The organism is Mycobacterium sp. 1423905.2 (assembly GCF_001673155.1).
In the GTDB taxonomy this organism is placed as follows: Bacteria; Actinomycetota; Actinomycetes; order Mycobacteriales; family Mycobacteriaceae; genus Mycobacterium.
On record NZ_LZLE01000233.1, the window covers coordinates 1 to 13,268 of the forward strand.

The 13,268-nt window shown below is 67.0% G+C and carries 15 protein-coding genes; 11 read left to right on the plus strand and 4 right to left on the minus strand.

The features are described from left to right. The 5 genes from A9W95_RS14885 to A9W95_RS14905 form a co-directional block, all read left to right on the plus strand. The coding region (locus A9W95_RS14885; RefSeq protein WP_371328074.1) for a tRNA (adenosine(37)-N6)-threonylcarbamoyltransferase complex transferase subunit TsaD at positions 1 to 680 on the plus strand (680 nt) is incomplete at its 5' end. A gap of 230 nt (positions 681 to 910) precedes the next feature. After that, entirely contained in the window at positions 911 to 1,213 is a 303-nt protein-coding gene (gene groES / locus A9W95_RS14890; RefSeq protein WP_036352908.1) for a co-chaperone GroES, read from the plus strand. A gap of 93 nt (positions 1,214 to 1,306) precedes the next feature. Continuing rightward, positions 1,307 to 2,926, plus strand: a complete 1,620-nt coding sequence (gene groL, locus A9W95_RS14895) for a chaperonin GroEL (protein ID WP_067414028.1) — start codon at positions 1,307 to 1,309, stop codon at positions 2,924 to 2,926. A gap of 171 nt (positions 2,927 to 3,097) precedes the next feature. Next, positions 3,098 to 3,490: an ester cyclase gene (locus tag A9W95_RS14900; RefSeq protein ID WP_216638170.1), complete on the plus strand. Its 393-nt coding sequence runs from the start codon at positions 3,098 to 3,100 to the stop codon at positions 3,488 to 3,490. Positions 3,491 to 3,519: 29 nt separating this feature from the next. Then, a complete protein-coding gene (locus A9W95_RS14905; RefSeq protein WP_067414031.1) occupies positions 3,520 to 5,040 on the plus strand; it encodes an adenylate/guanylate cyclase domain-containing protein in 1,521 nt (506 codons plus the stop codon). On the opposite strand, the gene A9W95_RS14910 is transcribed toward A9W95_RS14905, so the two are convergent. Further along, positions 5,028 to 5,660 (minus strand): MerR family transcriptional regulator, encoded by a 633-nt coding sequence (locus A9W95_RS14910; RefSeq protein ID WP_067414041.1) that lies wholly within the window; start codon positions 5,658 to 5,660, stop codon positions 5,028 to 5,030. The two genes, A9W95_RS14905 and A9W95_RS14910, sit on opposite strands and share 13 nt — an antisense overlap. 110 nt (positions 5,661 to 5,770) lie before the next feature. On the opposite strand from A9W95_RS14910, the gene A9W95_RS14915 reads away from it, so the two are divergent. Beyond that, a complete protein-coding gene (locus A9W95_RS14915) occupies positions 5,771 to 6,202 on the plus strand; it encodes a hypothetical protein (protein WP_253851664.1) in 432 nt (143 codons plus the stop codon). Between the two features lie 17 nt (positions 6,203 to 6,219). On the opposite strand, the gene A9W95_RS14920 is transcribed toward A9W95_RS14915, so the two are convergent. Next, positions 6,220 to 6,969, minus strand: a complete 750-nt coding sequence (locus tag A9W95_RS14920; RefSeq protein WP_067414042.1) for a superoxide dismutase family protein — start codon at positions 6,967 to 6,969, stop codon at positions 6,220 to 6,222. An 88-nt stretch (positions 6,970 to 7,057) separates the two neighbouring features. Between A9W95_RS14920 and A9W95_RS14925 the strand changes: the two genes are divergently transcribed. Continuing rightward, complete coding sequence (locus tag A9W95_RS14925; RefSeq protein WP_067414044.1) at positions 7,058 to 7,981, plus strand: LLM class F420-dependent oxidoreductase; 924 nt, start codon at positions 7,058 to 7,060, stop codon at positions 7,979 to 7,981. 164 nt (positions 7,982 to 8,145) lie between these two features. Here the strand turns inward: A9W95_RS14925 and A9W95_RS14930 are convergent, their stop codons facing one another. Next, entirely contained in the window at positions 8,146 to 8,454 is a 309-nt protein-coding gene (locus A9W95_RS14930; protein ID WP_067414082.1) for a WhiB family transcriptional regulator, read from the minus strand. Between the two features lie 361 nt (positions 8,455 to 8,815). Between A9W95_RS14930 and A9W95_RS14935 the strand changes: the two genes are divergently transcribed. From A9W95_RS14935 to A9W95_RS14945, 3 genes are all read left to right on the plus strand, one after another. Continuing rightward, a complete protein-coding gene (locus tag A9W95_RS14935) occupies positions 8,816 to 9,613 on the plus strand; it encodes a hypothetical protein (protein ID WP_371328075.1) in 798 nt (265 codons plus the stop codon). A gap of 81 nt (positions 9,614 to 9,694) precedes the next feature. Further along, a complete protein-coding gene (gene sigD, locus A9W95_RS14940; protein ID WP_082983110.1) occupies positions 9,695 to 10,270 on the plus strand; it encodes an ECF RNA polymerase sigma factor SigD in 576 nt (191 codons plus the stop codon). Then, complete coding sequence (locus A9W95_RS14945; RefSeq protein WP_067414051.1) at positions 10,263 to 11,105, plus strand: anti-sigma-D factor RsdA; 843 nt, start codon at positions 10,263 to 10,265, stop codon at positions 11,103 to 11,105. Before sigD ends, A9W95_RS14945 begins: the two co-directional genes overlap by 8 nt. A gap of 13 nt (positions 11,106 to 11,118) precedes the next feature. Here the strand turns inward: A9W95_RS14945 and A9W95_RS14950 are convergent, their stop codons facing one another. Continuing rightward, positions 11,119 to 11,529, minus strand: a complete 411-nt coding sequence (locus A9W95_RS14950; RefSeq protein WP_067414054.1) for a DUF5319 domain-containing protein — start codon at positions 11,527 to 11,529, stop codon at positions 11,119 to 11,121. A 166-nt stretch (positions 11,530 to 11,695) separates the two neighbouring features. On the opposite strand from A9W95_RS14950, the gene guaB reads away from it, so the two are divergent. After that, a complete protein-coding gene (gene guaB / locus A9W95_RS14955) occupies positions 11,696 to 13,267 on the plus strand; it encodes an IMP dehydrogenase (RefSeq protein WP_067414084.1) in 1,572 nt (523 codons plus the stop codon). Position 13,268 lies beyond the last annotated feature (1 nt).

Genomic DNA, 13,268 nt, shown 5'->3' on the forward strand with positions numbered 1-13,268 from the left:
GCGGACACCTGGCCGCCGACCTCTACGAGCATGGTCCGCTACCGGAGTGCGTGGCGCTGCTGGTCTCCGGCGGCCACACCCATCTGCTGCATGTGCGCTCGCTGGGCGAGCCGATCACCGAGCTGGGCAGCACGGTCGACGATGCCGCGGGCGAGGCCTACGACAAGGTGGCGCGCCTGCTGGGTCTGGGTTATCCCGGCGGCCGCGTGCTCGACGAGTTGGCCCGCACCGGTGACCGCGACGCGATCGCGTTCCCACGCGGCATGACCGGACCGCGCGATGACCGGTACGCCTTCAGCTTCTCCGGGCTGAAGACCGCCGTCGCCCGTTATGTGGAAAGCCATCCCGACGCCTCGACCGCCGATATCGCGGCCGGCTTTCAGGAGGCCGTCGCCGATGTGCTGACCAATAAGGCGGTGCACGCGGCCACCGCACTGGGGGTATCGACCTTGCTGATCGCCGGGGGAGTGGCCGCCAACTCGCGGCTGCGCGAACTGGCCACGCAGCGCTGCGCGGACGCCGGGCTGACGCTGCGCATTCCCCGCCCGCGGCTATGCACCGACAACGGCGCCATGATCGCCGCCTTCGCCGCGCAGCTGGTGGCCGCCGGAGCCGCGCCGTCGCCGTTGGATGTGCCCAGTGACCCGGGGCTTCCGGTGGTGAAGGGGCTGGTCGGCTGACCCGAACGCGGGAAGCAGCGCGGCGGCCTTGAGTGCTAGCACTCTCATGTATAGAGTGCTAGGTGGCATTTCAGACAGCCCCTGTGTCGGCACCCGCGACGACGGCGCCGGGGCACGAACGAAAGCCGAAACACCTGGTAATTCGGCGGTTCGGGGTTGCCCGGACCGACCGCCAACTGTGGTCGGGGCAGACGCCCCGGACCCGAGCTAATAAGTGGAGGGCTCCAATCGTGGCGAAGGTGAACATCAAGCCACTCGAGGACAAGATTCTCGTGCAGGCCAACGAGGCCGAGACCACGACCGCGTCCGGTCTGGTCATTCCTGACACCGCCAAGGAGAAGCCACAGGAGGGCACCGTCGTCGCAGTCGGACCCGGCCGGTGGGACGAGGACGGCGAGAAGCGGATTCCGCTGGACGTCTCCGAGGGTGACACCGTCATCTACAGCAAGTACGGCGGCACCGAGATCAAGTACGGCGGCGAGGAGTACCTGATTCTGTCGGCGCGCGACGTGCTGGCTGTCGTCAACAAGTAAGACACCGTGTCCCGCCCCGGCGATCCCCGCGTACCCGCGCGGGTGATTTCCGGGGCGGCATGCGTTGGTGGACAACTGGGCTAGAGGAGCCTCATGAGCAAGCTGATTGAGTACGACGAGACCGCGCGTCGCGGTATGGAAGCGGGCGTGAACAAGCTCGCCGACGCGGTCCGGGTGACGCTGGGCCCGCGTGGCCGGCACGTGGTGCTCGCCAAAGCATTTGGCGGGCCGGCCGTCACCAACGACGGCGTGACCGTCGCCCGCGACATCGACCTGGAAGACCCGTTCGAGAACCTCGGTGCTCAGCTGGTCAAGTCGGTGGCCACCAAGACCAACGACGTCGCCGGCGACGGCACCACCACCGCCACCGTGCTGGCCCAGGCGCTGGTGAAGGGCGGCCTGCGCCTGGTGGCGGCCGGCGCCAACCCGATGGCGTTGGGCGTGGGCATCAGCAAGGCCGCCGACGCGGTGTCCGAAGCGCTGTTGGCCTCGGCCACCCCGGTGTCGGGCAAGGACGCCATCGCCCAGGTGGCCACGGTGTCCTCGCGCGACGAGCAGATCGGTGAGCTGGTTGGTGAGGCGATGAGCAAGGTCGGTGCCGACGGTGTTGTCAGCGTCGAAGAATCCTCGACACTGAACACCGAGCTGGAGTTCACCGAGGGCGTCGGCTTCGACAAGGGTTTCCTGTCGGCCTACTTCGTCACCGACTTCGACGCCCAGGAAGCGGTTCTCGACGACCCGCTGATCCTGTTGCACCAGGACAAAATCAGCTCGTTGCCGGACCTGCTGCCGGTGCTGGAGAAGGTGGCCGAGTCCGGCAAGCCGCTGGTGATCATCGCCGAGGACGTCGAGGGTGAGGCGCTGGCGACGCTGGTAGTCAACTCGATCCGCAAGACGCTCAAAGCGGTCGCGGTGAAGTCGCCCTACTTCGGCGACCGGCGCAAGGCCTTCCTGCAGGACTTGGCGATCGTGACCGGTGGCGAGGTGATCACCCCGGACGCCGGCATCCTGCTGCGCGAGGTCGGCCTCGAGGTCATGGGTTCGGCCCGGCGGGTGGTGGTCAGCAAGGACGACACCATCATCGTCGACGGCGGCGGCACGGCCGACGCGGTCGCCAACCGCATCAAGCACCTGCGCGCCGAGATCGAGGCCAGCGATTCGGATTGGGACCGCGAGAAGCTGCAGGAGCGGCTGGCCAAGCTGGCCGGCGGGGTGGCCGTCATCAAGGTCGGCGCCGCCACCGAGACCGCGCTCAAGGAGCGCAAGGAAAGCGTCGAGGACGCCGTCGCGGCGGCCAAGGCCGCCGTCGAGGAGGGCATTGTCGCCGGTGGTGGATCCGCGTTGATCCAGGCGCGCAAGGCGCTGAAGGACCTGCGCGAGTCGCTGTCGGGCGACGAGGCGCTGGGCGTCGACGTGTTCTCCGAGGCGTTGGCCGCGCCGCTGTACTGGATCGCCACCAACGCCGGGCTTGACGGCGCGGTCGCGGTGCACAAAGTCAGTGAGCTTCCGGCCGGGCACGGACTCAACGCGGGGACGCTGAAGTACGGCGACCTGGCCGGCGAGGGCATCATCGACCCGGTCAAGGTCACCCGGTCGGCGGTGCTCAACGCGTCCTCGGTGGCGCGCATGGTGCTCACCACCGAGACGGCGGTGGTCGAGAAGCCGGCCGAAGAGGCGAACGACCACGGCCACGGCCATCACCACCATCACTAGTTGATTGAACGAACACCCCCGGCCCCACGCGCCGGGGGTGTTTTCGTTTCTCAAGACATCGAAGTCAGGTAGTCGATCGCCGAGTGTGGGGCTTAAGTACGGGATTCGTCGAGATCTCGTCCCTAGGCCCCACACTCGGCGCGACGGTGATCGGTAGGGGATCATGTCGTGGTGACGCAGCGCGACGACTACCGAGCCCTGTATCAGTCCTATCTGGACTACTGCAACCAGCACGATTTCGATTCGATGGCGCGGTTCTACACACCGACGATCGAGATCAACGGCGCACCGACGGATCCGGCCACGGTCACCGACCAATTCGCGCCGCTCATAGAGGCTTTCCCGGATTGGCACTGGGATATCAAGCACTTGGTTATCGACGACGACAACATCGTCGTGCACTTCACGGTCACCGGAACCCACCGCGGCACATTCCAGGGGATCGAGGCGACGGGTCGGCGGGTGAGCATCTCGGAGTTCACCCTGTACCGCGTCGAGGACGGAAAATTCGCCGAAGTCTGGGACCTCGTCGACATGGACGCGTTGGTCAAACAGATCAGTTAGGGCGCGCCCGACACGTCTAATGTCACGGAATGGACCGCATCTGGCTGTGGGCGTGGAATAGACACGGACCGAAATACACCTGGGCCATCTGTGCCGTCACCTGCTGCGTGCTGCTGCCGATTTACCTCGTGCTGACATTCGTCGTCGTCGCGTACGAAAATTCCGGTCACTATCTCGCGGCCGGAGCGGCCGCCCTGATCGCCGTCCCACTCATGGTCTACGCAATGGTCCTTCCCGGCCTGGGCCCCAGCCGCTACGCCGAGCGGTATGCCGCCGGCCAGCAGGTCGACCGAGCCGAGGCGCTGCAGGCCACCTACACGTTTGCCCGGCGAACCGTTGCCCGAGCCGTGCTGAGCGGAACCGCCTGGACCGCCTTGCTTTTGGTCGTCGTCGGCGCGATTGTCGGGGCCACCACATCGCGGCTCGTGCAATACGGGATCCTCGGTGCCGTGATGGGAGCGGCCATCCAGCTGATCGCGGACCACAGTTTCGTGGAGACGGCGCTGCGGCCCGTCCGCGTCGCCCTCGCCGGTGACACCGGCATCGGTGACGGTATGCCCCGCTCGCGCCCTACCTTCGCTGCCTGGTCGAACCTGTCGATGCTCGCGGTGGTGTTCGCATTCGCCGTCGGCGGCGCGATCCTCGCGGCCGCGGTCGCCCGGACCGCCGAGTATCCCGTGCTCGCCGTCGCGATCGGGTGTGCGCTGACGGTCGGGTTCGCGGTGCCGATAACCGTGGGTGCCTCGTTCGCACCGTCGCTGCGACCCATCCGCGACCTCGCCGACGGCACCGAGCGGGTTGCGGCCGGCAATTACAGTCAACGCCTTCCGGTGGTTCAAGATGATGACCTAGGCGCCCTGGCGGCGTCATTCAACCGCATGCAGGCGGGATTGGCTGAGCGGCAACGACTTCAAGCGGCGTTCGGCACCTATGTCGACCCTGCCCTGGCGGCGCGACTACTGGAACAGGGCGACGACGTCTTCACCGGCGAGCGCCGCGAGGTGACGGTCATGTTCGTCGACATCCGCGACTTCACTCCGTTCGCCGAGGCGAACACCGCCGAGGAGACGGTTGCCCGCCTCAACGCCCTGTTCGAGATCGTGGTGCCGGCCGTCGTCGACGCCGGGGGGCACGTCAACAAGTTCCTCGGCGACGGCGCGCTAGCGGTGTTCGGTGCCCCGAATGACCTGGCGGATCACGCCGACGCGGCGGTGGGTGCGGCGGTGTTGATTCATCGGCGTGTGGCGGAGCTCTTCGACGGCGCCCTACGGATCGGCATCGGAATCAACACCGGCCCGGTGATCGCCGGAACCATCGGCGCCGCAGGCAAACTCGAGTTCACCCTGATCGGCGACACGGTGAATGTCGCGGCGCGCGTCGAGCAGCTCACTAAGGCCACCGGTGACGCCACCCTGCTGACTCAGCAGTGCGTCGACGCACTGGCCACTCGACCGCCCGGACTCACCGACCGCGGTTTGCACGCCGTCAAGGGCAAGTCAGCGGCCCTGCGGGTGTTCGGCCTCGACGCATCCCGCATCTATTCGCCCTGATCGCCGGAATCCGGGACGTCAAGCCGCTGGGCGGCCCGCTCGGTATGAGCGATGCGGCGCAGAGCCGCTAGGACAGGTTCGTACAGAACAGTGCCGAGCACGGCGTACTCCATAGCCGCCGGAGCCGACTCCAGCGGCATATGGTCGATGTCGTAGGCGGCGATGGCCCTGATATGTGGCGCGTAGGCGAGCAATCGGTCATCAGTTATCGGCAGTCCCGCGGCTTCGGCGTCGGCGAGCGCCTGCTCCAGCTGCGCGACGGCCGGAAGATCGTCGGGCACAACACAATTGAGCGCGGCGAGCGCGGCCTGGGCCCGCGGTAAGGCGGACGTGGGGGCAGCTTGGGCGGGGGAGGGAAGAGCCGCCGTTGCCGCCCCGAGTGCTGCGAACAACGACCTTCCGGGTTTGTCGATGAGCTCAACAATCGATTTTATGTGAGCCATTGGCAGACCTCGTGTGGACAGCGCTCTGATGAGCGCGATCCGGCGGACGTGCAACTCACCGTATTGCGCGCGGGTGGCGCTGGTGGCCTGTCCGGGCATGAGCACGCCTTCGCGCAGGTAGTACTTGATCGTTGCCACTGAGACGTTGGTGCGCGCCGCCAGTTCCGAGACCAACATCGGCCCGCCTCCTTCGCATCCGTGTTCTCCTGCATCTTGACATTAGATACTTCCACTATCCAGTATTGGATAGCGTAAATATCTAACGAGGCTACGGTAGGAGACGAACGATGGGCATTTCACTGATCAACCCACTGATGAGCATCACGATCGGGGCAACCATCGTCTCGGTGGTCGCGATCGCTGCCGGTGGCACCTTCCTATTGCGGGTGGTCACCGGCCGGAAGGACACCAACGATCTCCAGAAGTCTTTTTTTCGTGCGGGGCATGCACACGCCGGTGTCTTGGTGTCGCTCGGTCTCCTGCTGGCAGTGCTTGGCAACGCCACCGGCGCCAACCCGATGTGGGCCGACAGCGGGGCAATCGCCGTGTTGCTCGCGGCGATCTTGATGCCGGCCGGGTTCTTCCTGTCGGTGTTGGGTCGCAACCCGGCTCGGCCCAACCGGATGATCGTCAGCCTGTGGCTGGGCGCAACGCTGCTCGTTGCCGGAGTGCTGACCTCAGGGCTCGCGACGCTGATCGCGGGCATCAACCGGATCTGACGAGCCCTTCGGCCTGGTCAGCGCCCAGGCGCGAGCGTAGTCGTCGTCACGTCCTTTGGCACCGACGTGACGGTCGGGGTGGTGCTGGTGACCGTGACGGTGCTGGTACTGATGCTCGTGCTCGTGCTCGTCGACGCTGGCGGTACTTCGGCCGTGGTGGTGCTCGTGGTCACGGTGGTCGTCGTCGTGGTGGACGAGGTTGTCGTCGACGCCGCCGCGGCAATCACCCCGCAGGCCAACCGTTTACCGTTGTCGCCGGCCGGGCCGATCCCCAGGTTCTGCGCCGTTTGATGGATGACCAGTGCGGTACCCGCGCTGTTCCTCAGGTCCGCGGCGGAGAACAGGTTACTGGTGGTGACGAGTTTGGCCGAGCCGTCGGTGCGCACCTGCAACGCGGTCAACTCGCCGCTGGCGGGGTAGCCGGTGTGGTTCGGCGCCTGGTAGACGTCGCCGGCGGACTCGAAGTCGCCGGGGTTGGCCTCGCACTTGCCCACCGAGTGGATCTGCAGGGCGTGAAAGCCCGGGCTCAACACCTGGTTCGGACCGGCCTCCACCGTCACCGTCGCATAGCCGTTCGCGAAATCGATTGTCGCCGTGGCGACTTGGTTTCCGTCGGAGCCTTTCAACTGGGTAGTCATCCGCTCGGTGCCGGGCGGCGCGCTCGACGACGGCGACGAGGTGGGCTGGCCACTGTTCTGGGTGGTGCATGCACTTAACGGTGTGATGGCGGTCAGAACGGCGACCGCACAGGCTGCGCCCTTTCTCATGGGCCGGTCCTACCCGAATCCGTCAAATTGCAAACGCCGCCCATCCCGACGGGACTATATCGGCCCGCCCAAGGCGTTACAGAAGAGCGTGACCATACGACTCGGACTGCAAATTCCCAACTTTTCCTACGGCACACCCGTGGCCGAACTGTTTCCCGCCGTCATCGCTCAGGCCCAAGAGGCCGAAGCCGCCGGATTCGACACCGTCCTGCTCATGGACCACTTCTATCAACTGCCGGGGCTCGGCGAACCCGACGAACCCATGCTGGAGGCCTACACCGCGCTGGGTGCCTTGGCCACCGCCACCGAACGAGTGCAGCTGTCAACCCTGGTGACCGGCAACACCTATCGCAACCCGACACTGCTGGCCAAGACCGTCACGACGCTCGACGTGGTCAGCGCCGGACGGGCGATCCTGGGCATCGGGGCGGGTTGGTTCGAGCTGGAACACCGGCAGCTCGGCTTCGAGTTCGACACCTTCACCGAGAGGTTCGAAAAGCTCGAGGAGGCATTGCAGATCATCGTTCCGATGTTCCACGGCGAGCGGCCCACCTTCGCGGGCAAGTGGTACCACACCGAAAGCGCGGTCAACGAGCCCCGCTACCGCGACCACATTCCGGTGATGCTCGGTGGCAGCGGCGAGAAGAAGACCTTCCGACTGGCCGCCCGCTACGCCGACCACCTCAACCTCATCGCCGACATCGACCAGCTACCGGGCAAGCTGGACGTCCTGCGGCAACGCTGCGCCGAAATCGACCGCGACCCAGCAACTTTGGAAACCAGCACGCTGCTCACGGTGGTGATCGACGGATACGACGCGCCCAGCGACATCGGCGAGGCCCGTGGCGGGCGGGCGGTCCGCGGCACCCCGGATCAGGTGGCCGAAGAGATCAAGCGGCGGGTGCTCGACCCAGGCGTCGACGGTGTCGTCGTCAACCTGCCGACGCACGGCTACACACCGGGCGTCATCACCAAGGTGGGAGAGGCGCTCAAGCCGCTGGTCGACGCGTAAGCCCCGACCAGCGGTGGTGCTTTTGCCCGCCTCCGCGCGACAAACCAAAGTGCCGCGCGCATTGTCGCGCTGAGGTGGGCAAAAGCGATGCCCACCGACGGAGAGGCTGGTGTGACGAGTGTGACCGCTAGCCGACGGCAGCGGACGCGGATGCGCGCGCCTTGTTACGCCGAGCGGCGGATACCGCGCGAGCGGCCGATGCTGCCCTTGAGCAACAGGTCCCGCTCCGACTCGGACAGTCCACCCCACACGCCGTAGGGCTCACCGACCTCCAACGCATGCGAACGGCACTCGTTGATCACCGGGCAGCGCCGGCACATCTCCTTGGCGCGCTGTTCACGCTGCATCCGGGCGCGGCCGCGCTCGCCGTCGGGATGGAAGAACATCGATGAGTCGACGCCACGGCACACGCCCTGCAATTGCCAGTTCCAGATATCGGCGTTGGGTCCCGGTAGCTGCTCCGGCTGTGGCATGGTGAATCCTTCCCGCACGGCACCGCGTGACGCCCGCGAACGTGCTTGTGCAACTGAATTGCCCGTGGCGTCACCGATGACTACCAGTCACAGTAGACGCTAGGGCGGCGGCCGAATTTCCGTCAATAGCCGCTGCTTGTGACCAAATACGGAAGCGTTGGAGGAGAATTAACTTGGCGTTCATCTATGGCACCTTTCCCGATGACTAGCCGTGCTAACCGGATGCCGAGCAATGGGTGTTTTCCCTGGTCAACATGGCCCGTGATGGTGTTGAAATAGGCGTATTGGGGCCCTTAAGTAATATTCCGGTAACACAGACAGCACAAAGTTTTTACGACGAGGGCGGGCAGCTATCACGGTGATCGAAACTCGTCTCACTTCGAGCATCGAAGCAACCTTGGCCAATGCTGCCTTCGGCGATCGGCCGGACACCTGGCCGCTGCCTCCGGCTACCACGGCGCGCCACCTCTGGCTGCGGGCCGTGGCCGCCGGCGGGCTGGGCCGCTACGGCAGCGCATATGCCGATCTGGCGCGGCTGCGGCGCCAAGTTCATGACGGCCCCCTGGCCTCCCTGGCGCACAGCACCCACGCGTCGTTTCTGCGCCAACTGGGCTGGCACACGCTGGCGCGCGGATGGGACGGCCGTGCCCTGTCGTTGGCCGGGACAGGCGCCGAAGCCCGCGCCGACGCGCTGATCGGTCTGGCCGCCGACGCGCTGGGCGTCGGCCGCTTCGCCGCCGCGGCGACGCTGCTGGACCGCGCCGACGCCCAAGCGCAGAGGTCGGCGGTGCGCCGGTGCTGGGTCGCCGCGGAACTGGCCATGGCCACCGGCGCTGGGACGCCCGCGGTGCGCCGCGCCGAGGAGGCGGTCGAGCTGGCGCGGGCCATGGCCGGCGGGTCGGTGCGCCACCGCGTCAAGAGCGATGTCGTGCTGGCCGCGGCGCTGTGCAGCGCCGGTGATCTCGAGAGGGCTCGCACGGTCGCCGAGCGCGCTCTGCAGACCACCGGAGAGCTCGGCCTGATTCCGCTGCGTTGGGCGCTTTCTTGCTTGCTCATCGATATCGGAAGCGTCACGATTTCGACACGCAAATTGGCCGAAATCAGGGATATCTGCGCAGGTCAGGTGCGACGCGCCGGGGGAACGTGGCGTACCGCTTGAAACGGCCTCCGGCCGTTATTGTCATGTCGGTGACTTAGCCCGGGATGTGTCCGGTTCGTAACGTTGGAGATATCGCCGTCGATGACAATTCAAGGTGAACGTCTCGACGCTGTGGTTGCGGAGGCCGTGGCAGGAGACCGGAACGCGCTTCGGGAGGTGCTGGAGACCATCCGTCCGATCGTCGTCCGATACTGCCGAGCGCGAGTCGGCACCGTTGAGCGGAGTGGTCTGTCAGCCGATGACGTGGCACAGGAGGTGTGCTTGGCCACAATCACGGCGCTGCCGCGCTACCGCGACCGGGGCCGCCCTTTCCTGGCCTTCCTCTACGGCATCGCAGCACACAAGGTTGCCGACGCCCACCGCGCCGCGGGCCGGGACCTCGCCTATCCCGCCGAGGAGGTGCCCGAGCGGCGCTCGGCCGAAGCCGGTCCCGAACAGTTGGCCATCGAAGCCGATTCGGTCAGCCGAATGAACGAACTGCTGGAGATCCTGCCCGCCAAACAGCGCGAGATTCTGATCCTGCGCGTCGTCGTGGGTTTGAGTGCCGAAGAAACCGCGGCCGCCGTGGGAAGCACCACCGGAGCGGTCCGAGTGGCGCAGCACCGCGCGCTGCAGCGGTTGAAAGACGAGATTGTTGCGGCGGGTGACTATGCCTGAGTTCGACCCCCGGCTGGATGAACTGGCGCGCACCGACCTGCTGCTGGACGCCCTGGCCGACCGTGACGACTTCCGCCTCGACGACCCTGACGAGGACGCGCTGGCCGCGCTGCTGGGGGACTGGCGGGACGACCTGCGCTGGCCGCCGGCCAGCGCGCTGGTGTCCCAGGACGAGGCCGAGGCGGCCCTGCTGGCCGGGATGGCCGAACGCCGACGCTCCCGGCGCAGTGTCACCGCCGTCGGTTCGGTGGCCGCATCGTTGTTGCTGCTCAGTGGATTTGGCGCAGTGGTGGCCGACGCCCGGCCCGGCGATCTGCTCTACGGCCTGCACGCCATGATGTTCAACGAGCCGAGGGTCAGCGACGACCAGATCGAGTTGTCCGCCAAGGCCGACTTGGCGAAGGTCGAGCAGATGATCGCCCAAGGCCAGTGGGCGCAAGCCGAGACCCAACTCGCCGAGGTCAGCAGCAGTGTCCAGTCGGTCAACGACGGCAGCCGCCGCCAATTCCTGCTCGACGAGGTCAACCAGCTCAACACCAAGGTGGAAAAGCGCGACCCCAACGCGACAGCGCCGCTGGCGCCCAGCCCCGCACCGGAATCCACCCCGCTGACGACGACGCCGCCGGTGCGGGCCACCACCACCGCGCCGTCGACGTCTGTCTCGCCGACACCGGCGACGACCACACCGACGACGCCCACGACTGCACCGAGCCCCCGCCCCACTTCGACGACGCCCGCTACCACGTCGCCGTCGGACACACCGACGACAACGTCGAAGCACCACCACCGGCACGGCAGCACGACGACTACGGCGCCGGAGTCACCGGCGCCGTAACGAGAATCAGTGGTTAGTGGCGGCGGAAGCCGTCGGCGTCCGACGTCGCTTCGTTGAGCGAGGCGTCGGCATATCCCCGGCAGTAGTCCCAGGTGACGTACGCGTCCGGCTCGGGGTCGTAGGCCGGCTCGTGCGGGCGGACGGTGCCGTCGATTAACAGCTGCAGCAGGTTGGCGCGCAGCATGTCCCAGTCGTGGTAGTGGTCTTGCTGACATTCGTCGCAGCACACCACGAGTCCGCGAATCCCCCGGTGCGCCAACAGCGCCTCGTACACAGCGAGATCGGCCAAGTCGGCTTCCACCGCCAGCCGTTCTTGCTGATCAAGGGGCTGCCCGGGTTCCACGGCTTCCAGCGCGGCCGACGGGTCACACGGGTCGTCGGCGAAAGGATCGGGCGGCAAACCCGGCGGGAGGTGGTCACGCACGCTTCCACCCTACGCAAACGGGTACAGATAACGCCAGAATTTCACCGCGTGGCGCGGCTGGGCCGCGTGCGGGTCTGACGGCGCGCGGAGAAGATGGCGAAGGGCCGCCTCCTGGGAGCCGATAAGATGGTTTTTTCCACTCTGCGCGCGTATGGAGGGCCTCCCCATGACCCGTGGCATGTCCCACTTAGAAGACAGCCCCTACGTGCGCGTTGACGGCCTGGCCAATGACCCGGTGCCCACCGGAGGCGACGACCCGCACAAGATCGCCATGCTGGGGCTGACGTTCGACGACGTCCTGCTGCTGCCCGCGGCGTCCGACGTGGTGCCCGCCACGGCCGACACGTCCAGCCAGTTGACCAAGAAGATCCGGCTCAAGGTGCCGCTGGTGAGCTCGGCGATGGACACCGTGACCGAATCCCGGATGGCCATCGCGATGGCGCGCGCGGGCGGCATGGGTGTGCTGCACCGCAACCTGCCCGTGGCCGAACAGGCCGGGCAGGTGGAGATGGTGAAGCGCTCGGAGGCCGGCATGGTCACCGACCCGGTCACCTGCCGCCCGGACAACACCCTGGCCCAGGTCGACGCGATGTGCGCGCGGTTCCGCATCTCCGGGCTGCCGGTGGTGGACGACTCCGGCGCGCTGGTCGGCATCATCACCAACCGCGACATGCGCTTCGAGGTGGACCAGTCCAAGCATGTCGCCGAGGTGATGACCAAAGCCCCGCTGATCACCGCGCAGGAGGGCGTCAGTGCGTCGGCGGCGCTAGGGCTGTTGCGTCGCAACAAGATCGAGAAGCTGCCCATCGTGGACGGCAGCGGCAAGCTGACCGGGTTGATCACCGTCAAGGACTTCGTCAAGACCGAGCAGCACCCGCTGGCCACCAAGGACAGCGACGGCCGACTGCTGGTCGGTGCGGCCGTCGGCGTCGGGGGTGACGCCTGGGTCCGCGCCATGATGCTGGTCGACGCCGGGGTGGACGTGCTGATCGTCGACACCGCGCACGCCCACAACCGGCTGGTGCTGGACATGGTCGGCAAATTGAAGGCCGAAGTCGGCGACCGGGTCGAGGTGATCGGCGGCAACGTCGCGACCAGGTCCGCGGCCGCGGCGCTGGTCGACGCCGGCGCCGACGCGGTCAAGGTCGGCGTGGGACCGGGCTCGATCTGCACCACCCGCGTGGTGGCCGGGGTGGGCGCGCCCCAGATCACCGCGATTCTGGAAGCCGTCGCGGTGTGCGGACCGGCCGGTGTACCGGTGATCGCCGACGGCGGGCTGCAGTACTCCGGTGACATCGCCAAGGCCCTGGCCGCCGGCGCGTCCACCGCCATGCTCGGGTCGTTGCTGGCCGGTACCGCCGAAGCCCCCGGCGAGCTGATCTTCGTCAACGGCAAGCAGTACAAGAGCTACCGCGGCATGGGATCACTGGGCGCCATGCAAGGGCGCGGCGGCGCCAAGTCCTACTCCAAGGACCGATACTTCGCCGACGACGCCCTATCCGAGGACAAGCTGGTGCCCGAGGGCATCGAGGGCCGGGTACCGTTCCGCGGCCCGCTGTCCTCGGTGATCCACCAGCTCACCGGCGGGTTGCGCGCGGCGATGGGCTACACCGGGTCGCCGACCATCGAGGTGCTGCAGCAGGCGCAGTTCGTCCGGATCACGGCGGCGGGGTTGAAGGAGAGTCATCCGCACGACGTCGCGATGACCGTCGAAGCCCCCAACTACTACGCGCGCTGAC